The organism is Sphingobacterium sp. UME9, assembly GCF_014170215.1.
Classification (GTDB): domain Bacteria; phylum Bacteroidota; class Bacteroidia; order Sphingobacteriales; family Sphingobacteriaceae; genus Sphingobacterium; species Sphingobacterium paramultivorum.
On the sequence record NZ_LZZP01000010.1, the window covers coordinates 246,649 to 268,539 of the forward strand.

The 21,891-nt window shown below is 39.1% G+C and carries 21 protein-coding genes; 18 read left to right on the top strand and 3 right to left on the bottom strand.

Features of this window, described 5'->3' with window-relative positions; all coding sequences use genetic code 11:
- Positions 1 to 5 precede the first annotated feature (5 nt).
- The 12 genes from A9970_RS16305 (at position 6) to A9970_RS16360 (ending at position 10,869) form a co-directional block, all read left to right on the top strand.
- On the top strand, positions 6 to 947 hold the full coding sequence (locus A9970_RS16305) for a glycosyltransferase family 2 protein (protein WP_182983041.1): 942 nt from the start codon (positions 6 to 8) through the stop codon (positions 945 to 947).
- Positions 947 to 1,966 carry a hypothetical protein gene (locus tag A9970_RS16310; RefSeq protein ID WP_182983042.1) on the top strand — a complete coding sequence of 340 codons (1,020 nt, stop codon included), beginning with the start codon at positions 947 to 949 and terminating at the stop codon, positions 1,964 to 1,966. Before A9970_RS16305 ends, A9970_RS16310 begins: the two co-directional genes overlap by 1 nt.
- Positions 1,959 to 2,936 (top strand): glycosyltransferase family 2 protein, encoded by a 978-nt coding sequence (locus A9970_RS16315; protein ID WP_182983043.1) that lies wholly within the window; start codon positions 1,959 to 1,961, stop codon positions 2,934 to 2,936. Before A9970_RS16310 ends, A9970_RS16315 begins: the two co-directional genes overlap by 8 nt.
- Positions 2,923 to 4,203: a hypothetical protein gene (locus A9970_RS16320; protein ID WP_182983044.1), complete on the top strand. Its 1,281-nt coding sequence runs from the start codon at positions 2,923 to 2,925 to the stop codon at positions 4,201 to 4,203. The genes A9970_RS16315 and A9970_RS16320 overlap by 14 nt, the downstream gene beginning before the upstream one ends.
- A gap of 15 nt (positions 4,204 to 4,218) precedes the next feature.
- Positions 4,219 to 5,301 (top strand): glycosyltransferase, encoded by a 1,083-nt coding sequence (locus A9970_RS16325; protein ID WP_182983045.1) that lies wholly within the window; start codon positions 4,219 to 4,221, stop codon positions 5,299 to 5,301.
- Positions 5,265 to 6,623 carry a glycosyl hydrolase family 28-related protein gene (locus A9970_RS16330; protein ID WP_182983046.1) on the top strand — a complete coding sequence of 453 codons (1,359 nt, stop codon included), beginning with the start codon at positions 5,265 to 5,267 and terminating at the stop codon, positions 6,621 to 6,623. Before A9970_RS16325 ends, A9970_RS16330 begins: the two co-directional genes overlap by 37 nt.
- Before the next feature lie 47 nt (positions 6,624 to 6,670).
- Positions 6,671 to 7,498: a glycosyltransferase gene (locus A9970_RS16335; RefSeq protein ID WP_182983047.1), complete on the top strand. Its 828-nt coding sequence runs from the start codon at positions 6,671 to 6,673 to the stop codon at positions 7,496 to 7,498.
- Between the two features lie 90 nt (positions 7,499 to 7,588).
- Positions 7,589 to 8,110 (top strand): 3'-5' exonuclease, encoded by a 522-nt coding sequence (locus tag A9970_RS16340; protein WP_182983048.1) that lies wholly within the window; start codon positions 7,589 to 7,591, stop codon positions 8,108 to 8,110.
- A 116-nt stretch (positions 8,111 to 8,226) separates the two neighbouring features.
- Positions 8,227 to 8,694, top strand: coding sequence for an adenylyltransferase/cytidyltransferase family protein (locus A9970_RS16345; protein ID WP_259655417.1), 468 nt, complete (start codon positions 8,227 to 8,229; stop codon positions 8,692 to 8,694).
- 28 nt (positions 8,695 to 8,722) lie between these two features.
- Positions 8,723 to 9,145, top strand: a complete 423-nt coding sequence (locus tag A9970_RS16350; protein WP_182983049.1) for an adenylyltransferase/cytidyltransferase family protein — start codon at positions 8,723 to 8,725, stop codon at positions 9,143 to 9,145.
- 6 nt (positions 9,146 to 9,151) lie between these two features.
- Entirely contained in the window at positions 9,152 to 10,150 is a 999-nt protein-coding gene (locus A9970_RS16355) for a mannose-1-phosphate guanylyltransferase (protein WP_182983050.1), read from the top strand.
- Between the two features lie 227 nt (positions 10,151 to 10,377).
- On the top strand, positions 10,378 to 10,869 hold the full coding sequence (locus A9970_RS16360) for a hypothetical protein (protein WP_182983051.1): 492 nt from the start codon (positions 10,378 to 10,380) through the stop codon (positions 10,867 to 10,869).
- Positions 10,870 to 10,983: 114 nt separating this feature from the next.
- Here the strand turns inward: A9970_RS16360 and istA are convergent, their stop codons facing one another.
- From istA to A9970_RS16375, 3 genes are all read right to left on the bottom strand, one after another.
- Positions 10,984 to 13,092 carry an IS21 family transposase gene (gene istA / locus A9970_RS16365; RefSeq protein WP_220801633.1) on the bottom strand — a complete coding sequence of 703 codons (2,109 nt, stop codon included), beginning with the start codon at positions 13,090 to 13,092 and terminating at the stop codon, positions 10,984 to 10,986.
- 266 nt (positions 13,093 to 13,358) lie between these two features.
- A complete protein-coding gene (locus A9970_RS16370; RefSeq protein WP_145328078.1) occupies positions 13,359 to 13,970 on the bottom strand; it encodes a response regulator in 612 nt (203 codons plus the stop codon).
- Positions 13,967 to 15,871, bottom strand: coding sequence for a 7TM diverse intracellular signaling domain-containing protein (locus A9970_RS16375; protein WP_182983052.1), 1,905 nt, complete (start codon positions 15,869 to 15,871; stop codon positions 13,967 to 13,969). The genes A9970_RS16370 and A9970_RS16375 overlap by 4 nt, the downstream gene beginning before the upstream one ends.
- A gap of 214 nt (positions 15,872 to 16,085) precedes the next feature.
- Between A9970_RS16375 and A9970_RS16380 the strand changes: the two genes are divergently transcribed.
- From A9970_RS16380 to gmd, 6 genes are all read left to right on the top strand, one after another.
- On the top strand, positions 16,086 to 16,541 hold the full coding sequence (locus A9970_RS16380; protein WP_182983053.1) for a hypothetical protein: 456 nt from the start codon (positions 16,086 to 16,088) through the stop codon (positions 16,539 to 16,541).
- Between the two features lie 201 nt (positions 16,542 to 16,742).
- The gene (locus A9970_RS16385; RefSeq protein ID WP_182983054.1) at positions 16,743 to 17,294 is read left to right on the top strand and encodes an ArsR family transcriptional regulator; all 552 of its coding nucleotides are present in this window, start codon (positions 16,743 to 16,745) and stop codon (positions 17,292 to 17,294) included.
- Between the two features lie 17 nt (positions 17,295 to 17,311).
- On the top strand, positions 17,312 to 18,694 hold the full coding sequence (locus tag A9970_RS16390) for a nucleotide sugar dehydrogenase (protein ID WP_182983055.1): 1,383 nt from the start codon (positions 17,312 to 17,314) through the stop codon (positions 18,692 to 18,694).
- 33 nt (positions 18,695 to 18,727) lie between these two features.
- On the top strand, positions 18,728 to 19,723 hold the full coding sequence (locus A9970_RS16395) for a mannose-1-phosphate guanylyltransferase (protein ID WP_182983056.1): 996 nt from the start codon (positions 18,728 to 18,730) through the stop codon (positions 19,721 to 19,723).
- 17 nt (positions 19,724 to 19,740) lie between these two features.
- Positions 19,741 to 20,691, top strand: a complete 951-nt coding sequence (locus A9970_RS16400) for a GDP-L-fucose synthase (RefSeq protein WP_182983057.1) — start codon at positions 19,741 to 19,743, stop codon at positions 20,689 to 20,691.
- 45 nt (positions 20,692 to 20,736) lie between these two features.
- Positions 20,737 to 21,888: a GDP-mannose 4,6-dehydratase gene (gene gmd / locus A9970_RS16405; RefSeq protein WP_182983058.1), complete on the top strand. Its 1,152-nt coding sequence runs from the start codon at positions 20,737 to 20,739 to the stop codon at positions 21,886 to 21,888.
- The last annotated feature ends 3 nt before the right edge of the window (positions 21,889 to 21,891 follow it).

A 21,891-nucleotide genomic window follows, 5' to 3' on the forward strand; every position in this document is an offset into this window, starting at 1 on the left:
GAGATATGAAGTTTTCATTATGTGTTTCAGCATATAAAGATGTTTTTTTTAAGGAGTGCTTAAATAGTCTGATCAATCAAAATTACGATAATTATGAAATCATTATTTTAAACGATTGTTCTCCCGGCTGTATCCGTGAAATTAGCAATGCTGTTGTTCATCCTAATCTTTACTATTATGAAAACGAAAAGAACGTTGGCGCTCTAGATTTGGTTGATAATTGGAACAAATTGCTTGATCTATGTTCCGGTGATTATATTGTTATTGTCGGAGATGATGACTATTTGTCGCCAGATTATCTTTCCAATTTTCATCAACTTATTATAGCTAATCCACAATATGCTGTTTTTCATTGTAGATCCTATATAGTAGATGAAAAATCAACAGAATTTAAGTTAACTAATTCGTGGCCGAATAACGAAACCGTTCTCAATAGTATGTACCATAGATTATCGAATCTCCGAAATTGGTATATTTCGGATTTTGTGTATTCGACGAAGATTCTTAAGGCTATTGGTGGTTTTGTTAAGCTACCATTGGCATGGGCGTCTGACGACCTAAGTTTTTATTGCGCAGCGCTTGAACATGGGGTATGCCATACGGAAATTCCACTACTATTTTATAGGGAATCCCCGTATACAATTAGCAATAGTAACGCCTATTTGTTGAAATTGGATGCGGTAAATTATGAATATAAGTTGACTAAAGAATTAGTTTCCAAAATCAACCCCCAAACAAAGGCTGATGAAATTTTGAAATCATATATAAATTTAAATTTCGATCGTTTTTTTGACAGGAAAAAAGAAGATTGTATAATACAGGCACTCAAAGGTAGCAAATCTATTCCTTATAAAATTAAGACGCTATTTGCTCTTATGAAAAATAGAAGCAATGCGTCACTTACGACTTATAATTTAATTAAGTCAATTCTTAAATCTTTTTCATAATGATCTATATTCTATATTGCAAATTTGATAATACGAAGGATAATCATACTGGGATGGCCTATTTTTTTAAAGAATTAGCAAATAAGTATCCCGACATTCGTTTGATAGAAAATATAAATCAGAATTTTAGTGGCTCGAAGCTTATAGGGTTTATATGTTCTATTCTCTTAGCTTTTTATTTAAAACTTATTTTAAAGAAGAAAGATAAAGTTGTATTTGGAGAGTATCTCACAAAAGATGTTGCATTTCATGATGTTACGGCTCGTTTGCTACGGATGATGGGGTGCAAAAATCATTTTTCGGGTTTGGTTCACCTAGCACCTTCGCACCTCCTCGAGTTGTATGGGGGAGAAGAACCTATAAAACGTAGACTCAATAATATTGATGAAGTTTTTTCTTTCGGCTCGAGCTTATCATCATTTATTACGCGGATCAATTCAAGGTTAAAATTAAATCAAGTCTTACATTATGTTGAGAATAACTATTATCAATATGGTGATAATCTGACTGTTAGGTATGATCCCATTCAGGTACTCGTGATGGGATCCATTAAAAGAGATTTTAAAACTTTACTAAATGTCTTAAAAAAGACGCCGGAATCGGTTTATTTCCATTTGTGTTTAGGAAGATCATATAACGAATTAAAACCAGCTTTCAAGGATTTTAAAAATACAAAAGTATATAGTTACTTGAAAGAAGATGAATTGAAATCTCTAATGGAGAGGTCATTGGTAAACATGTCGATTTTAATAGACACAGTTGGAAGTAACGCCATCACTACATCGTTGGCAATGGGACAGATCCAGATCGTTTCAGAAGTTGGTTCTATAAAAGATTATTGTCACGATAGTTTTAGTGTATTTTGTAATAGTGAGGTGGATTTCATAGAAGGTATACGGACTGTAGCAAAATTTTCGAGAGAGAAACTTGTGGAAATGTCGCGCAAAGCGTATAATGCTTCTGGAGAAATGTGGATAGACAATGCAATGGTGAAATTCAAACATATGTTAGATGAGTAAATTGGTTTCAGTAATAATTCCCTGTTATAATGCTGAAAAGTATGTTGAGGAAGCAGTAAGGTCTATAATGAAACAGACATATTTAGATTTGGAAATTATTGTAATAGATGACTGTTCCACAGATCGTACAAATGAAATCCTTCAATCCCTTTCGTTAGAAGATTCTAGAATCGTTTTTTTGAGAAATGAAACCAATTTAAAGCTTATAAAAACACTTAATCTAGGCATATCTATCTCTAAAGGAAAATTCATCGCTCGTATGGATGCTGATGATATCTCCGAACCCGCAAGGTTGGTTGAACAAGTAGACTTTTTGACTAAAAACCTCGATTATGGGGTAGTAGGTACTTTTGGTAACATTATAAAAGAAAATAGAATTATAGGTAAATTTGTTAAACCAATTACAGATTGGGAGATAAAAAGAGAGCTGTATTTCGATTCTCCTTTTATTCATCCTTCTGTTATGGTAAGAAGGGAAATTATGGAAAATTATGACGCTAATTTTTACCAAGTGGAAGATTATGCACTTTGGGTGAAATTGAGTAAGAAAACTAAATTTTACAATATCCCGAATGCATTAATCAATTATAGGATTCTAGATACTAGTGAGACAAAAAAATCTCAGGCAGATCATCTTTTCAGGCATTCGACACTTAAATCTGTCTATAATTACCTTTTTGATTTAAATGGTATCAAGCTTGATGATGCTGAATTGGATCAGTATACCTATTCTATGTTTCGACCTAATTTTTGTAAAGTTAAACCTCTATTATTGAAGAAAGTTTATAAAAAGATAAATAGAGCACAAAATGACTGGAAATTCATGATGCGTATATCCGAAAGATGGTTCGGAACGTTTATATTAGCAAGTCATACAAGCAATGACCTATTTGTTTATTTTCTATCAAAATATACCTATATAGGTTTTTTTTCGTTGATATATAGCCGGTTGAGATATGTATTTAATTAAAGTTATACTGGTTTTTTTCATAATTTTTAATTTTCCGATACCTGTAATTTACAATTCAGCTTTTCTAGCGTTGAGTATTGCGACTTGTTTTTATTTCGCGCAACCTTCTTTAATAAAAGATTTGAGATCTTGTTTTGGAAACAAATATATCGTATCCTTACTTGGTGTATTTCTGCTTCTCATGCTTATTGGATTCATTCCTGGTATTTTACATTTTACATTTGATTTTACAATAATTAAACCTTATTTACTTAATATAATTCTTCTATTTATTGCAATTTATATCTATCCTTTACTGATAAAAGAAATATCACTAGGTGAACGGTTTTATTATATTTTGAATCTACTGATTAGCGTCTTTTTTCTCCAATCTGTAATAGAAGTTACGGCATTTCTTTCACCCGTTGCTAAAGACTTTGTTGCATTTTTTCAAAAGGATCTTGTATCGGAGAAAGATATGGGCGGAATTCGTGCTTTAGCTTTGACAGGAAATCCTTTTTTTGATTTAGCTGCAAGTTTTGGATTAATATTTATAGTGTTTACTTTTAGTATTTCAGTCAATAAGAACGGCAATAAGTATTTTTCACTTAGAAATTCGCTTTTTTTTATAGTTCTTTTTGTGGGAAGCTTCTTCGCTGGAAGAACTGCATTTGTTGGCTTAGGGACAGCCCTGGCTTTGTATTTTCTATCTTTTGGATCGCGATTTAAGAAATTAATAAGTTTTATTCGGCTTATCTTAATTGTAGCTGGAACTTCATTCCTTTTATACAATATTCTATTGCCTCCAGAGACAAAAGATATGGTTGAGAATCAATTGTTACCATTTGCTTTTGAGGTAGTCTACAATTATATTGATACCGGGGAAACCAGTACAAAATCTGGAGAGGTACTTGAACAGATGTATTTTCCACTTTCTTGGCAAACATTTTTATTTGGTGATGGGATCTATACTGGAGAGGACGGGGCGTATTATATGCATACTGACTCAGGTATAATGAGGAATATATTGTTTTATGGAATTTTTGGCTTGCTATTGATTTTGATAGGACATTTGTTTTATTTCTTCAAGCCTTTAATGCTAATATTTTCCGATTTAAAAAAAGAAGGTTCATTTGCTACTTTAAACACACTTCTATTTTTTCTTGGTCTGCTCTTGTATACAGTAATTCTCCAATATAAGGGAGAGGTTTTACTCTTTATGCCGATTATCCAAGTTATGTTATTTTATATTTGTTTTTCATTTTTAGAGCGATCTAAAGAAATTTAAAGCTTAAAGAAGATTATGGGCAGTGTTGTTTTTGTTGTACATACATTTGATGAAAGTCAAATCGGAGGGGTTTTGAAGATTACCAGCATGCAAGCTAATGCGTTAGCAAAGCGGGGGTGGAATGTAAGTGTACTCAGCCTAGGCAGAATTACCATGCCGGCCTACCAATTAGATGATGCGGTGAAGCTAATCTGTTTGAACCTGAAATATTACGACACCAGACAATTAAGTGGCATTAACAAATTACTTTTCTTTTTAATGTCCTATAGGAAGGTGCTGAATTTTTTAAGTGGACATAGTAATGCGGTTTTTGTTACAACATCCGCTCCCATAAACATTCTTTTTAGCCTGTTTAATAAACGTTTTAAAGTTATTGGCTGTGACCATACCGCGACCACGTATAGTAAAAATAAACTTACATTTGTTATCAATTTATTGAAGCGCAGATTGGACTATATGGTGGGTTTGACACCAGAAGATGCCTTATATTATAAAAAAAGTGGTATTACTTCGACTTATATACCCAATTTTATAGAAAGGGATACAGCTGAAAAGCATCATCTAGGTAACGAGGTGGTTTTTATTGGCCGGTTTTCAAAAGAGAAAAATCCATTGGGTGCACTCCGTATATTTTATTTGAGTCGTCTTTTCGAGCGAGGAGTAAAAATGAGAATATACGGCTATGGGGATTTGAAGCCTGACCTGCTAGCTGCTATCAGAGGATATAATATCCAATCTTTTGTTTCGATTGTGGAAGGTGAGACAGATCCAAATGTGATGTTAGACAATGTGAAATGCCTTTTGTTAACATCTGAGATCGAAGGATTTCCGATGGTTTTGCTGGAAGCCATGAGTAAGGGGATATACTGTATTTCCTATGATGTTGGCTATGGTCCCAGAAATATTATTCAGAATAGCATTAATGGATTTTTAGTCGAACATGGATTTGAAGAAAACGCGGCCGGGAAACTTGTGAATATCTTTAATGGTTTAGGTGAGTCAAGCCCCGACAAAATAAAGGATTCAATAGAGCAATTTTATACGGAACAAGTTATAGAGAAATGGGAAGTTTTATTAAGAGAGTTGTCTCACAAGTAATTTTAGCGTTGTTGCTGAGCGGTTTTAGTAGCTGCGCGCATGAGTTGAACGTAAAGAACTTTGGCGGATCAGAGGAATCAACAGATAATACTACAGCTTTTCAAAAATGTTTAGCAGAATCTGCTGTTAAGAAATGTGATTGTTACGTTCCTAAAGGAACTTATTATTTCAGCCAGGATCTTTTTCTGCCAAGTGGTAGTTCATTGATCGGAGAAGGAGAGGCGTCTAGGCTTATATTTAATAAAGGGGGTGTTCGAGGGTATAAAAATGGAAGCGTTAACTTTTATTATACCAATAACTATAATAATGAGGTGGTACCTGACGCAAAATATACACGGCTTAGGCGTAAGGTCAATCAGGGGGTAGATCACATTGAGGTGGCTAATTCTGATTTGTTTAAGGTAGGTGATAATATAGTCATGTTTAACAACAAGTTAGATAGTTGGGTAATTTTAGAGGATGAAAAGCAGTCAACTAAATGGAATGGTGATCATGGTGATTATTTTGCAAAAGGAGGCAGTTTTAAAGTCAAAAATATTCAAAGGGATACTCTGTTTTTAGATACAAAGCTTCCCTTTGCTCTACCTGAGCACAGTATGATTTCCCTGCGATCAGGAATCTCAAATGTTAAAATTAAAAAGCTAGCCATCGTCAGGCAAACCGATGGGTATGCCATATTATTGGAACAACCACTTAATGTCTCTATGAACCAGCTTATGATTAAAGGATATGGGGGTATTTTACTATCTCATTACGCAAATAAATGTTCAATAACGGATAATATTATTGATTCTGAACGAGGCTATGCGGTTTGTATAGAAAATTTCTCTTCGGATAATGCTGTTTTAAGGAACAATGTAGTTTTTCGGAGAAACGGTCTAGATACAGGCGGTGACTGTGCAATTATCCTATTAATGGGGGCATACAATAATCAGGTTTGTTATAATGATGTTAAAAATATTGGTGAACGGAGTCGAGACTTTGGAGGTATATTTTCTCATGCATTGTCTTTTAATAATCGAATTACCAATAACAATATAAATGGAGCTGCGGAAGGTATTGGCACTTATTATGGGGCATTTAATAATATTTTTAAGGGAAATGTTATTGAAAAAGTAAGATTTGGTATAGTATCTTATTATTCTCGATCAAACGTTTATGTTGGCAATAGATTGAACATTTCTTACCTAGGCAAAGAATACTCATATGGGATCTTAGACTATGGAACATTATCTAATATATATGAAACTAGCGAGTTGTCCGGAGAGATGACCTTCGACATTAAAAATCAAGGGAGTAAAGGTATGGTGGTAAAGCGATAAAGTTAATTGATACTTCCACAGAATTAGATAAAGATAATATAAGAAATATGATGAAATTTTCTGTTTTGATGTCGGTCTATAGTAAAGAGAAACCTGAGTATCTGGCAATAGCATTGAACAGTATTGTGGATCAAACATATCCTCCCGACGAAATTGTTTTGGTGAAAGATGGGCCATTAACGCTGCAATTGGAGCGAACTATCAGTGAATTTGATCAAAAACATCCGCAGCTCTTAAACTTGATAAATCTTGCTGAAAATAGAGGTTTAGGTCATGCTTTGAAGGTTGGGCTCGAACATTGCAGCCAAGAGCTCGTTGCACGAATGGATACCGATGATGTTAGTCGACCACAACGTTTTCAAAAACAGATTGAGTTTATGAGTGCTAACCCCGAAGTGGATGTGGTGGGCGCTAATATAGAAGAATTTCATAGTATACCTGGCGATCTGAGTAGATTTAAGATTTCTCCTGAGTATCATGACGATATTGTAAATACAATATATCTTCGTAATCCCTTTAATCATCCATCTATTATGATGAGAAAAGCAGCTGTTTTAAAGGCTGGCAGCTATAGGGAGGATTTATTGCTTTTTGAAGATTATGCACTTTTTCTTGCTTTATGGAAAAAAGGTGCTAGGTTTTATAATATCCAGGATACCCTACTCGACTTTAGGGTTGGGGATGGAGTTGAAACGATTAAACGTAGGAGCGGTTTACATTATTTAAAAAAGGAAAGTAAGTTTTTAGCTTATGCCCGTTCGATTAACGCTTTTAGTACTTCGCATATCTTCAAGTACAAGTTGTTGAAATTTCCAATTCGACTGTTGTCCCCGAAAATAGTACTATACATCTATAACACTTTTTTTCGAAAGTAGGTCTTCGATTTGTTGTTCTTGGTCATAGAAAGGTCGTAAATAAATTGATTGGAAATTAGTAATTTTACCACAACTTTAGAAGGAGTGATTATGCAATCAGGATTAAGTTTTACCGCAATAGATTTCGAAACAGCTACAGCGAATCAGAACTCGGCTTGTGCCGTTGGGCTGGTCGTTGTTGAGCAGGGAATTATTGTGGATGAATTTTATTCTTTAATACAGCCTCCTAATAATCAGTATATGTGGCAGACCACACGGGTGCATGGTATCCGGCCGAGGGATACAGCACAATCGCCTACCTTTAAAGATATATTTCCTCAGATTTACCCGCTTATTAATAATCGCATTATGGTGGCTCACAATGAATTATTTGACCGTGGTGTGTTACGTAAGACAATGGGGTACTACAATTTGCCTTACGATCATTTGGGACTGATGGAGAAGTGGGAATGCACCTTTAAAATTTATCAAGGTAAAGGGTTTAAACCAGCTCGTTTGAACGCCTGCTGTGAGGTGCTTGGTATTGAACTTAATCACCACGAAGCGCTTTCCGATGCGCGCGCTTGCGCGCAATTGTATTTGCGGCATGCCGATATTCCTTCTTTGGCATGATTTTTACGTTAAATCTATTATAAATTCGGTGTAAAAAGTACGCTAAGTGTGATATTTTTATATCTTTGAGTAGCTATACAGCCGTTTTATTAATAAATTTTATATCCATATTTTTGATGATGATAACAATCCCAGCCAAGGGAATGCGGATAGGTATTACCTTTAGCGCATTCGACCTACTCCATGCAGGGCATATCAAAATGCTCGAAGATGCCAAAAGACAATGTGACTATTTGATCTGTGGATTGCAGACAGATCCAACACTTGACCGTCCAGAGAAAAACAAGCCAGCACAAACCGTCGTTGAACGTTATATTCAGCTTAAAGGCTGTAAGTATGTAGATCAGATCGTGCCTTATGCTACAGAACAGGACTTGGAAGATATTCTTCGGTCTTTTAATATTGATGTTCGTATTGTTGGGGATGAATACCGCGAGAAGAACTTTACGGGAAGGGCGTATTGTGAGGAAAAAGGAATTGAACTTTATTTCAATAGTCGAGATCATCGCTTTTCTAGTTCAGGCTTACGTCGTATTGTAGCTCAAGCGAATTCGGACAAGGAAACCGTATTGAAATCTATCTAATTAAGTTCTCATCAGCTATTAAAAAAACATGAAAATAGGAATTACTTTTGGCGTCTTTGATTTATTGCATGCCGGACATATCATGATGCTTGAAGAAGCAAAGAGACACTGCGATTATTTGATTATTGGTCTTAATACCGACCCATCAGAGGTCTTTCCAGAGAAGGCCAAGCCAACCCAAACTATTGTGGAGCGTTATATTCAATTGGAAGGCTGTCGCTATGTGGACGAAATCATTCCCTATGAGACCGAGCAAGATTTGATTGACCTCATCAAAGCACTGCCGATCGATATGCGTATTATCGGGGAAGAATATCGCGACAAAGATTTCTCTGGCCGTAAGTACTGTGTGGAAGAAAATATTGAGATCTATTACAATAAGCGCACACACCGTTTCTCCAGTGAGGGTTTACGCCGGGTTGTTGCAGATAAGGAAGCTGAGAAACACTAATTTAATATGAGTAATATTATACATGTTGTCTTAACCGGAGGTGTAGGCAGCCGTCTATGGCCGCTTTCGCGAAAAAGTTACCCGAAGCAATATCTTTCGCTATTTAAGGATGGATCATTGTTTGAAATGACTGTAAAGCGCAATCAAACGTTGTGTGGACAGGTGATTGTGGTTGGAAATCGCGATAATCATACCTTGAGTAGAGAGGTGATGGAAAACAATAAGATTGATTACATCGATATTGTTGAAGCAACCCCGCGCAATACGGCTGCTGCGATTGCTTTCGCTGCTTTTGCTGCGCAGCCAGATGATATTTTGGTCGTTACACCGTCTGATCATGTGATTGTCGGGGATGAAGCGTATGCTACGGCCATAAAGGAGGGTGTTGAAAAAGCGAATAAGGGTTATATCGTTACCTTTGGGATTCAGCCAACCCGACCTGAAACGGGATATGGCTATATCGAATATAAGGAGGACAAAGTATTGTCTTTCCGTGAGAAGCCAAACCAGGATACGGCAGAGGACTTTATTGAACGCGGCAATTTTCTTTGGAATTCGGGCATGTTCTGTTTTCGGGCAGATACCTTTTTGGCCGAACTCCAAAATTTTGAGCCTAAAGTGTATGCAACGGCTTATAACGCTTGGAAGCATCGTCAAAATGGCGAGCTCGATCTTCAGCTTTCGAAAGATATTCCATCGATTTCCATTGACTATGCAGTGATGGAGCGCTCCAAGAAAATTCGCGTTGTTGCTACCAGCTTCCAATGGTCAGATTTGGGCTCTTTTGAATCGATGTATGATTACTTGAAGCAGACAGGTCACCCGGTAGATGAGAATGGTAATATGGTTATCGGTACGGATATCTATACTGCATTTGTAGGTTTGCGCGATAGTATACTTGTTCATACCAAAGATGCGATCTTGGTATTGCAAAAGGAAAAATCGCAAGATGTTAAAAAGATTTACAATACGTTAGAACGTCATCAGTCGAAGTTGATTGATTAATGGGCGCCAATATTTTCAATTTTCGAATTATACTCCCGTTTTTTGTCAATTAGTTGATCTAGTATGACAGCTGAAATCACTAAAAGGCCTGTTCCTCGGATAGGCCTTTTTTGTCCTTTTAAGGTCTGATTTGTAATTGTCCCCTTTTTGTCCCCGTCCCATTTTCGTGTGCTATAGACGATTACCTTATTTTTGGGTAACTATTCCTATTCATTAACTATTTTATTATGGCAACTTTTATAGCACTTGCAGCTCTTGTCTTAATCTTTATTTATTTTATCTTAAAAGCAAAACAAAAGCGGAAGCTCTTTAACGAGGCTGTTTCGATGGAGGTCAATTACCTGTTTCAGGACAGACCGGGGCAATATAGCGGCGACTACCGGACAAAAAGTGGCGTCTTTGTTTTTCGTACGGAATCGAAAGACGAGGCACTCAAAAATTTGGTGATCAAAGCGGTCAAACCCAGTCATCCTGCTTTGCTTGTCAATCTGGAGCAGATTGTGGTGGTGCCTTTTGAAAAGAAAAAAGAAGGGAACTCCGACGTATCCGTCCGCTTTAAATTGCTCAAAAAGAAAGGAGAACTCAGCACCTTGGAAGGAAAAGGAATCCGCGTATCGGGTGTGTTGAATTTTGGAAAAACTAAACCAAAAACATTCAGTACCGTATTGAAGATCGGGGAGCTTTATCAATCCAAAGATCCACTTGATCAGACGACATAATTTGCGTAATTCTTATTTTATGGGAAAGGTGGCTATTTCGGAGTGACCATGCCAGTGATTTCGGTCAAACCGTGCCACTATAAAAGATCATACAATTATATAAAAAGTTGTTGATTATTCCTGTCTTAATATTCCTTTTCTGAGGGATTCACCTTTGAGGTCTATCCTGTGTGAGGAGTTTATTATCCTATCTAATATCGCATCTGCAATGGTGCCTTCTCCACCGATAATATCATACCATGCGGATACGGGTATCTGTGAGGATATGATGGTAGATTTTTTACCGTGCCTGTCATCGATGATATCCATGAGAGTCTCTCTATCCTGACCATCAAATGCCTGCAGACCAAAGTCATCAAGGATCAACAGTTCTGTTCTGCCGAGCTTTTCGATCTCTTTGATGTAAGTCCCATCGACTTTGCAGAGCTTGAGCTTTTTGAAGAGTCTAGCCGTAACGGCATATAGGGTCTTCATTCCCGACATGCATGCCTGGTGCCCAAGGGCCTGTGACAGGTAGCTTTTTCCTGTTCCGGATGCTCCGCAGATGACCACGTTCTCTTTCCGCTGCATGAAATCGAGTGTGGCCAGTCTTGCAAACACATTTTTGTCCAGATTCCGCTCCGGGGTATAACGGATATCAGCGAGGCTGGCATCCTGCCTGAATGCGGCAAGCTTCAGCAGCCGGTCAATTTTGCTGTTTTCACGTTCTTCCCATTGGTGATCGGTCAATAATGCAAGATATTCGTCACAGGTGACCCCTTCAAGCCTGTTCTGTAACATATTCCTGATGCGCATATAGGAACAGGCATCCGTTTCCAGTGCCCGCTTACAGGCCGCATCGAGCCGTTCGGAGCCATACGGACGGTGGAGCTGGATGACGCCCAGGGCTCTCTTGTAGCCTATCTCCGGGTAATCCTGTGCCGTAAGGATCTGTTCCACACAGCGCAGTACATGTGGACCGTGAACGGCCGCCTTCTTCCTGAAGAATTCTGGGTTCCAGTCCGAGTAGAACCTATGGGTGCTGCTCAGGTGATCTGTATCGGTAATATAGGAGCCCCTGGACAGGTTGCGCTGATGTATAGCGATCCTTTGCTGGTTATAGAAAACCTCCACTCTGCTGCCCGTGAAGTGGATCTGGGTCTCTTTGCCGATATAGCGGTAAGGAACACTGTAATAGCTTTTGTCAGGGGAAAAGTAGACGTAGCCCATCTTCTGGACTTTGGCTCTTCTGTAATCCTTGAGCTCGTAGGATGTTGTAGGCAAAGGCTTGAGGTATTGCCGTTCAATACGCTGGAAAAGCTCGATGCGGCTGGATTCCTTGCGCTGGAACAGCAGATTGTTGTAACCTTGCAACAGCTTGGAGATCTCCCTGTTGAGATCTTCCAGGGAAAAGAAGGTCATATCCCGCAGCGGATAATAGATGCGCTGATAGACCAGATGTACGGCGTTTTCTACAAGGGCCTTATCCTGCGGCGAATATCCACGGGTGGGGTTGATTACACAATTGTAGTGCCGTGCGAAGTCCTTGAAACTACGGTTGATGTCAGCTTCGTATTTGCTGGCACGGTTGACGGCCGAACGGAGATTGTCCGAGACAATTGCTTTGGGAACTCCGCCATAGAACTTCAGGGCATGCGTGCAGCAGTCGATGAAATCAGCCCGTTTCTGGCTCATACAGGCACGGACGTACGTGTACTGGCTACAGGGAAGAATCCCTACGAATACCTCCACAGCGGTCAATTCGCCTGTTTCCCTGTCCACAATATGGAGCTTCTTGCCTGCGAAATCGATAAACAGCTCCTGGCCGGCGATATGGTCAAGCTTCATCGATCCCTTTTCCCTGGGATACTTACGTCGGTAGTGTTCCAGAAACTGGGTATAACCGTAAGGATCCACTGCCTGGTCAACATACTGCTGGTAATGGTGCTGAAAGGTGAAGCCGGGATGGGTACGGGACTGATTGGCCTGTTCAAGATAGAGCATCAGCTCGTTATGCCGCACGGTATCGATCGTCGTATGGGAGGTAAAGAGTTCGGATAATGCTGCCGGATCAAAGTCAAGTAGCTCCTGTAGCGGATGATCACTTGCAGCAAAGAGTTGCATATATGTGTTTACCGTATTGCGTGAGATCCCAAGGATCGACGCTATCCTGCGGTTGCTGATACCGTCAAGGTGTAAAGTAATGATCTGTTTTAAGTCCATCGGATCAAGAGTGTTGGCCATATCGCTTTTTCTAAGTACAGCGATAAGGTAATAGCTTGATCTTTTAAAGTGGCACAAAACGAACCGTAATATTCCGGTGATATGGCAGCTCTGGTAATCCAACACTAAAGTGGCACAAACCGAACCGTAAACCATTGGCCTTATTTCAACCTAAAATGGCACAAATTGAACCGAAATATGTGGCATCATCTGACCGTAATGACTGGCACCATTCGATCCGTAATATCCAAAAGGGTTTGCTTCATTGCAAACCCTTATTTTTTGTCTCAAAATTTAAGCAGATGCTGATGTTCGATAGCCCAGGATAATAGGGCATTATTTTCTTCATTGAGATCAAGTTTTCGGCAGATGCGGTGTCTTGTATTTTTGATGGTATATGGACTGAGGAATAATGATTCGGCAATATATTTGGTGGTATGTCGGAGCGCAATGAGTTTAAGAATATTTAACTCGGCCGGTGTCAACGTCTTCAGCTTTTCCACGGCCTGATTTTTATCCTTTTGTTGCTGCAGGCGCTGGATCACCATATGCGTACCTGCATAGAGGCGATTTTCTCCCAATGGCTTAATGATATAGTTTTCTGGACGGAGGGCAGCTGCGCGATCTATGCTACCTTTAGATTGATAAGAAGTGATAAAGATTAGACTGAAATGCTTCGTTGCTGTATATTTCTCCATTAATTCAATACCATCCAGCCGGTCGTTGAGCTGTATATCGCAGAGCACCAAATCGGGTGTGTTTTGTTCCATATACTGATCCACTTCATCCACAGTAAGTGCAATGTGCAGCTCCAGACCGGTGTAAAGTGAATGCAATTGATATTCAATAAATCGGGCAATGATCATTTCGTCTTCTACAATTAATACTTTTAGGCTCATATGATATTGTTAAATTCAAATAAATATTTAAATCCGTTTTCCGGATGAATGGTCACTGTTCCTTTGATCTGCCTGGTCAGGTCCTTTACGAGGCCAATTCCGAAGGAAGTTGTAGGTGCAGGAGCTTTCGCACCGACGCCATTATCCTCAAACCGCATGGTCGTTCCCCATTCATTTTTGAGTATACTCAAGTAAATCGCCGGCGAATCGACTGTACCCTTCGGAAAAGCATACTTATAGCTATTTGTCAAAAGCTCCGTAATGATGAGCGCCAAGGGAATAGAGGTTTGAGTGGTGACCAACCAGTCTTGGCTAACATCAACCTGAATCGCTATCGTTTCTTCGGGATCATGCATTTGTCTCAGGTAGTTAACAGTTTCCGCTACTAAAATATTCAGTTTCAGCTGACTATTCTGATTGTACACCAGCAACTGGTTTACCAGCATCATGGCATGTATTCGGTCCTGCATGGACTGTATATTTTGGTTGCCATGATCGGAGCGACACAGGCTCCCTAAACTATACAGCAGCTGGAGGTTGTTTTTAACCCGATGGTTGACCTCATCAATGAGGGTTTCGATATAATGGTTTTTCTGAAGCAATTGAATCTGCTGCTCATAGAGGGCATCATTGGCTTTTTTGAGCTCTGCTGTCCGCTCCAGTACAATGGTTTCGGTGGTTTGGTGATGTTCCAGTTCTGACTTGCGTATTTTCAGCCGAATGCCGATCAAGAGGATCATAGTGATGCATAAAACAAAAAACTGCGTCATGATAGACACATATTGGATGGACTGTTCCTTCAAGATCAATCCACAATAAATCAGTATGCTGACGCCGATGACGAGAAAAATTACGGAGTAGATCAGGAAGCGCTGCATCCTGTCTATCTTTTTCCAGAGCGATATGAATAAGTTCGAAAAGAAGAGGACATATACCACGCCGACAAAGAGGTTAATCGAATTGCTCTGTTTAAAATTGGCGAAACAATAGTTATTGATAAAGTTGAATATAGACGTCATTACGACCAGCAGAATGAGCCCAAGCATCAGCTTATAATATTGGGGGCTTATTTTCTTGAGATTTAAGAAGGCAATTGTCAACAGTGAGAAGCTAATCCCCGCCAGATTTCTAAATACCGATACCAGGCTCCACCCAAGTTGCGGATTATTGGGAAAGAAAATGTCTATAAATTGATTTTGCAGCCCATAACTATAAAATCCGATAAATAGTAAAAAGCAAAATATCCAGATATAAGGTCTATAGCGCGAAACGAGCCATGCAAAAGCTATGTACAGTAGCAATACAATAATGGCTCCCTCCATAAAAGCATGGGTAAGATTGATGCCTTGCACTTTCTTCAGGTAGTCCTTCTGTGTTTGTAAGCGGAAGTCATAAAACGGGGTATAGCCTTTAATGTGCTTGACCCGCAGTAAAATGGTGTAAACTTTCTTGCTGTCTAAATGAATATTAAAATGGTCACGCCCTCCTTTAGGGGATAGCGTTGCTTTTTTACAAAATAAGCCGGCGCTCCTTCGCTCGATGATTTGTCCTTCCATACCGATGAGCGCCATGTCGACAAACGTTAGGTTATCAAATGACAGCACATAATCGCCCGTTAAGGCATTTTCATCCAGGGAAATTACCTTTTTTAACCAATAGCTATTTTTATCCTGGCTTTTTGCCGGTTTGAATTGTGCGAGCGGTTTGAACAGTTGTTTATTGGTGTAATAATAGATGGGATCGGTTTGGTTTTCCTTTTCCTGGGCGATGACTATAGGAGATTCACTGGCCATATAGGTGCTTTGAATAGCCCTATTATGTGAAACGATTGCTCCCATCCCATAATGAGTGGCGATTATGCTCAGCAGCAGTAATAGGATGATTATAATGTTTGGTCTCATATAGCAAAACAAAAGTGCATTATTTTTCAATAAATAATAAGGTTTTATTTTCCTAATTGTAAATAAGACCCTAGGGTCTCTATTTTGGGGGGTATTTAGTGTTTATTTTTGCTTTACGCATTTAATATTAGAAAGAATGCAGACCATATGTTGATTCCGATACAGTATTTATTCTATTATGATTTTCTTATATATAGCTCTGTTAGCTGCGATTATGTTTGCCCTATTTAAGTTTTTTGCTTCAGGAAAGAAGCCAGATGATGTCTCGTTAAGTGTTTATTACCGTTTTCAGGAACATCCGGGACAGTATAGCGGGAGGCTCAGCTCGACCCATGGGGCGTTGGTGTTTAGAGCCGAGCGGTTTCACGATGACGTGCTTCATATTGTGGTCAAAGATGTCCGTTCTACCGATCAAAAGGTTCAAGTGAGGCTGCAGCAGGTGCTCGTATTACCTTTTAAAGCAAACCAGCAAAGCTCATCCGAAGTATCTGTCCGTTTTCGTATTGACGCTGACAAAGCCGAGCGCGTTGATTTGACCAAGTACAAGGTTCGGGTGAATGCGGTGGTAAGCTATCAAAATGGCGAAAAGAAAGCCTTTAGTACGGTTCTTCCCATGATGGGGGTATATCATATTCATTCCGATAACACGGAAGATTTTATAAATACATAATTTACGTGTTTTTTATTCCATATTACATACCTATTTAACTAGAAGGGACCCTGCTTGCCGGGGTTTCTTTTTTTGTTTTTCGGCATGTTCCACGTGGAGTTTATGTGCATATTGTTAAGTTATCAGGTAGTTAATAATTATTTAATTTGGAACGAAAAATAGAAATGAGTACTTTTGTTACTCAACTTAAATGCTATTCCAATGTTGGATACCTTAATTACATCCAAGACACGTTTAAAGTTATTGATCAAATTTTTTGTCTCGGCAGGCAATCGTGGCTACTTACGGGGCTTGGCGGAGGAATTCAAAGAATCGACCAATTCAATTCGCAAGGAATTGAATCAATTAACCGAAGCCGGATATTTACTGCGCGAGGAAAGTGAACATAAAGTTTTTTACAAAGCCAACATTCAACATTCTTTATTTACATCACTTCAAGGTCTGATCCATAGTTTTCTGGGTATTGAAACCTTCGTTGATCAGATATTGGAAAGGGCCGGTGATGTGCACGAAGTTGCTTTGCTGGGAGAATATGCTAAAGGAATGGATTCTGGGCATATTGAAGTTCTTGTTGTCGGTGAACAACTTAATTTGGCCTATTTAATGCAAGCGGCCACCAAAGCTGGCACAATACTTGGTAAGAAGGTGACCGTGTATACAGAAGTCCCTAAAAATGTGCAAGGGGTAATTGTTCTCTATCAAAAAGTGGACAGTCCTGTAAAACTACCGAAAGACTTTGATTTCAAAAAATAAGAATTAACTGCAATAAAATGAAAGAAATTAAAAAAATAGCCTGTATTGGTGCAGGTTATGTAGGGGGGCCTACCATGTCAGTCATTGCACAGAAAAATCCTAATGTGCAGGTAACAGTAGTTGATCTCAATCAGGCACGTATTAATGCCTGGAATGATGCCGATCTGGATAATCTTCCCGTTTATGAGCCTGGTCTTGATGCTGTGGTGGCAGAAGCACGAGGACGTAATCTTTTCTTTTCGACCGATGTCAACAAAGCCATCGACGAAGCAGACATGATCTTTATTTCTGTCAATACACCGACCAAGACTTACGGTAAGGGAAAAGGTCAGGCTGCAGATTTAAAATATATTGAATTGTGTGCTCGTCAGATTGCTTCTGTGGCGAAAAATGATAAAATAGTTGTCGAAAAGTCGACTTTGCCTGTGCGTACTGCAGCAGCATTGAAAAGCATTTTAGACAATACTGGTAATGGTGTCAATTTTCAGATTCTTTCCAATCCGGAATTTTTAGCCGAAGGCACAGCAGTTACTGATCTGCACAATCCGGATCGTGTTCTTATCGGTGGAGAAGACGCAGAAGCTATACAAGCTTTGGTGGAGGTATATGCCACTTGGGTTCCACGCGAACGCATCTTAACAACTAACCTATGGTCTTCCGAACTTTCAAAACTCGTTGCCAATGCATTTTTAGCGCAACGTGTTTCCTCGATCAATGCCATTTCGGAATTGTGTGAGGTTACTGGAGCCAATGTGGATGAAGTATCCCGTGCTATTGGTCATGATAGCCGTATTGGACCTAAATTTCTAAAAGCCTCAGTCGGTTTTGGTGGTTCTTGCTTCCAAAAAGATATTTTAAATCTCGTCTATATTGCACGTACCTATAATTTAACAGCAGTGGCAGATTATTGGGAACAGGTCATTACATTAAATGATCATCAGAAAGCACGTTTTGCGCAGCATATCATTCAGACCATGTACAATACCGTCAATGGGAAAAAGATTGCTTTTTTAGGCTGGGCTTTTAAGAAAGACACCAATGACACGAGAGAATCTGCTGCAATTTATGTCGCCGACCATCTTTTGGAAGAAGAGGCACATGTCGTAGTTTATGATCCTAAAGTCTCCGCTGAACAGATTTATAAAGACCTTGATTATTTGGGTACACGTTCAGCCGAAGATAACCGTCGTTTGGTGACTGTTGTTAACGATCCTTATGAAGCCACTTTGGACGCGCATGCCACAGCTATTTTAACTGAATGGGATGAGTTCAAATCGTATGATTGGGCCAAAATAAAGCAACAGATGAAGAAGCCGGCTTTTGTGTTTGACGGTAGAAAATTGTTGGATCGCAAACAATTAGACGCTTTGGGGTTTGATTATTATGCAATCGGTGAATAATTTATTGAATAACTATTAAAGAAGATTATCCTAATGAACATTGTACACGTTCTTTTGTCAGGGGGGATCGGTAGCCGTTTGTGGCCACTCTCCCGCAAGCATAGCCCAAAGCAATACTTAGGCTTATTTGATGGCAAATCGCTATTTGAAATGACCGTGCAACGCAACCAACAGGTGGCGGAGCGGGTTATCGTCGTAGGAAATAAAGATAATACGCATTTGAGTCATAAGGCGATGGTATCCTGTGGATTACCTTATAAAAATATTGTAGAAGCAACTCCACGTAATACAGCAGCGGCAATAGCTTTTGCGGCGTTTAGTGTAGACCCAGATGACATTCTTATTGTGACCCCTTCCGATCACATGATTGCTGGAGACGAGGCTTATCGAAATGCGATGGAAGAGGGAGTGGAGAAGGCCAAGGAAGGGTTTATTGTAACCTTTGGTATTCGCCCTACTCGTCCGGAAACAGGGTATGGATATATTGAATTTGATGGTGACGAGGTAAAGTCTTTCCGCGAGAAACCCAATCAGGACACAGCCGAAGATTTTATCGAAAAAGGTAATTTTCTTTGGAACTCCGGGATGTTTTGTTTCCAAGCCTCTGTTTTTCTAGAAGAGCTGAAAAAATATGAGCCAGCGGTTTACGAGCGTGCATTGGCTGTATGGGAAGCATCTAAAGAAGGATTTTTAGATGAGGACCTGTCTTTAGCTATACCTTCGATATCCGTTGATTATGCTGTAATGGAACGTTCTAAAAAAATTCGGGTTGTGCCGACAAGTTTTGACTGGTCCGATTTAGGTTCTTTTGAATCGTTGTACGATTATTTTATCGATAGCGGTTATCCAAAAGACGATCAAGGAAATATAGTAATCGGAACGGATATTTTTACTGGATTTGTAGGGCTTAAAAGGGCCATATTCGTCCATACCAAAGATGCATTTTTAATTATACAAAAAGAAAAATCTCAAGACGTCAAGAAAATTTATAATATGCTTGAAAAGCATCAGTCAAAATTATTGGATTAGCCGAAAAAACATTTTTGATGGAAAAAAATACAAAGATTTACATTGCTGGTCACCGTGGAATGGTAGGGGCCGCAATATGGAGAATACTGCAGTCAAAGGGATATAATAACCTTGTCGGGAAAACCAGTGCAGAACTTGATTTACGCGACCAAGTTGCTGTTCAAGCATTTTTTAAAGAAGAGTCGCCTGAGGTCGTTATTGATGCCGCTGCTCGTGTGGGGGGTATTTTGGCTAATAATGATTTCCCGTATCAGTTTTTGATGGAAAATATGCAGATCCAAAATAATCTGATTGATACGTCTCTTAAGGGCAATGTAGATAAATTTATTTTCTTGGGTTCTTCCTGTATCTATCCAAAATTTGCACCTCAGCCTCTAAAAGAAGATTATCTTTTAACCGATAGCCTTGAACCTACCAATGAGTGGTATGCGATTGCAAAAATCACGGGAGTAAAAACGTGTCAAGCTATTCGGAAGCAATTTGGAAAAGATTACGTTAGTCTAATGCCTACCAATTTATACGGTACACATGATAATTTCGATTTGAAATCGTCCCACGTATTGCCGGCGATGATCCGTAAATTTCATGATGCAAAGCAGAATGGCAATCAGGCGGTAACTTTATGGGGTTCAGGCACACCCATGCGTGAGTTCTTATTTGTAGATGATATGGCAGCTTCCGTTATCTTCGCATTGGAAAATAAGTTGCCGGAGCATCTGTATAATGTGGGTACAGGGGAAGACCTAACCATTAAAGAGCTTGCTGAATTGATTCAGCAAGTAGTGGGACATACGGGTGAGATTGTTTGGGATACTACTAAGCCCGATGGAACACCCCGTAAATTGATGGATATCTCGAAGATGCATGAATTGGGATGGAAACACAAGATAGAACTAAAAGAAGGAATTGAGCGTACCTATGCTTGGTTTCTAGAAAATGAAGGACACTATAAAGAAGTAAAATTATAACATTATTGATTTAACATATATAAATCAAAACTCACTATTAATAATATGAAAACAGCATTAATTACTGGTATCACTGGTCAAGATGGTTCTTATTTGGCCGAATTACTATTGGAAAAAGGTTATATGGTTCATGGTATCAAGAGAAGATCGTCTTCTTTTAATACGCAGCGGATTGATCACTTATACATTGATCAGCATGAGGCACATGTTAATTTCAAGTTGCATTACGGAGATTTAACAGATTCGACCAATATTATTCGTATTATCCAAGAGGTCCAACCTGATGAAATCTATAATTTAGGTGCCATGTCTCATGTGAAGGTATCGTTTGATTCGCCTGAGTATGTTGCTAACGTTGATGGAATTGGTACATTGCGCATCTTAGAAGCTGTAAGGATTTTAGGATTGGAAAAGAAAACAAGAATCTATCAGGCATCGACTTCTGAGCTTTATGGTGGTTTGGAAGAAAACAAAAATGAAAAAGGTTTTTATGATGAAAACTCTCCTTTCTATCCACGCTCACCTTACGGGGTTGCCAAAATCTATGGTTTTTGGATCACCAAAAATTACAGGGAAGCGTATAATATGTATGCATGTAACGGTGTATTGTTTAACCATGAATCACCTCGTCGTGGTGAAACCTTTGTAACACGTAAGATTACGATGGCTACTGCCGCTATTGCTTTAGGTAAACAAGATCGATTATTTTTGGGTAATCTTAATGCTTTACGCGACTGGGGGCATGCGAAAGATTACGTTGAGGCAATGTGGCGCATTTTGCAACAAGAAGTTGCTGAAGATTACGTGATTGCTACGGGAGTAACGACTTCAGTCCGTGACTTTGTACGTCTTGCTTTTGCAGAAGTTGGTATTACTCTTCGTTTTGAGGGAGAAGCTGAGAATGAACAGGCGATAGTTGAGAATGTGGACAAAGAGATTTTTGTTCAGAAAGTGGGAGACAATTCTGAACAACGTATTAATGAATTGATAGGTAAAACGGTTGTATGCATAGATCCTAAATACTATCGTCCGACAGAGGTTGACCTTCTTATCGGTGATCCCACAAAATCTAAAACAAAGCTTGGTTGGGTACCGGAGTATGATTTAGCTGGACTGGTAAAAGATATGGTAAATTCGGATCTTAACGTCGTTAAAAAGGAATCATTTAATGCTCAGTGGGAGCACCTTGTAGGTTAATAG

Bases quoted from the DNA above. Each gene is read 5' to 3' on its own strand.
- A9970_RS16305 (WP_182983041.1), top strand. From the start codon at position 6: ATGAAGTTTTCATTATGTGTTTCAGCATATAAAGATGTTTTTTTTAAG.
- A9970_RS16310 (WP_182983042.1), top strand. From the start codon at position 947: ATGATCTATATTCTATATTGCAAATTTGATAATACGAAGGATAATCAT.
- A9970_RS16315 (WP_182983043.1), top strand. From the start codon at position 1,959: ATGAGTAAATTGGTTTCAGTAATAATTCCCTGTTATAATGCTGAAAAG.
- A9970_RS16320 (WP_182983044.1), top strand. From the start codon at position 2,923: ATGTATTTAATTAAAGTTATACTGGTTTTTTTCATAATTTTTAATTTT.
- A9970_RS16325 (WP_182983045.1), top strand. From the start codon at position 4,219: ATGGGCAGTGTTGTTTTTGTTGTACATACATTTGATGAAAGTCAAATC.
- A9970_RS16330 (WP_182983046.1), top strand. From the start codon at position 5,265: ATGGGAAGTTTTATTAAGAGAGTTGTCTCACAAGTAATTTTAGCGTTG.
- A9970_RS16335 (WP_182983047.1), top strand. From the start codon at position 6,671: ATGATGAAATTTTCTGTTTTGATGTCGGTCTATAGTAAAGAGAAACCT.
- A9970_RS16340 (WP_182983048.1), top strand. From the start codon at position 7,589: ATGCAATCAGGATTAAGTTTTACCGCAATAGATTTCGAAACAGCTACA.
- A9970_RS16345 (WP_259655417.1), top strand. From the start codon at position 8,227: ATGATGATAACAATCCCAGCCAAGGGAATGCGGATAGGTATTACCTTT.
- A9970_RS16350 (WP_182983049.1), top strand. From the start codon at position 8,723: ATGAAAATAGGAATTACTTTTGGCGTCTTTGATTTATTGCATGCCGGA.
- A9970_RS16355 (WP_182983050.1), top strand. From the start codon at position 9,152: ATGAGTAATATTATACATGTTGTCTTAACCGGAGGTGTAGGCAGCCGT.
- A9970_RS16360 (WP_182983051.1), top strand. From the start codon at position 10,378: ATGGCAACTTTTATAGCACTTGCAGCTCTTGTCTTAATCTTTATTTAT.
- istA (WP_220801633.1), bottom strand. From the start codon at position 13,092: ATGGCCAACACTCTTGATCCGATGGACTTAAAACAGATCATTACTTTA.
- A9970_RS16370 (WP_145328078.1), bottom strand. From the start codon at position 13,970: ATGAGCCTAAAAGTATTAATTGTAGAAGACGAAATGATCATTGCCCGA.
- A9970_RS16375 (WP_182983052.1), bottom strand. From the start codon at position 15,871: ATGAGACCAAACATTATAATCATCCTATTACTGCTGCTGAGCATAATC.
- A9970_RS16380 (WP_182983053.1), top strand. From the start codon at position 16,086: ATGTTTGCCCTATTTAAGTTTTTTGCTTCAGGAAAGAAGCCAGATGAT.
- A9970_RS16385 (WP_182983054.1), top strand. From the start codon at position 16,743: ATGTTGGATACCTTAATTACATCCAAGACACGTTTAAAGTTATTGATC.
- A9970_RS16390 (WP_182983055.1), top strand. From the start codon at position 17,312: ATGAAAGAAATTAAAAAAATAGCCTGTATTGGTGCAGGTTATGTAGGG.
- A9970_RS16395 (WP_182983056.1), top strand. From the start codon at position 18,728: ATGAACATTGTACACGTTCTTTTGTCAGGGGGGATCGGTAGCCGTTTG.
- A9970_RS16400 (WP_182983057.1), top strand. From the start codon at position 19,741: ATGGAAAAAAATACAAAGATTTACATTGCTGGTCACCGTGGAATGGTA.
- gmd (WP_182983058.1), top strand. From the start codon at position 20,737: ATGAAAACAGCATTAATTACTGGTATCACTGGTCAAGATGGTTCTTAT.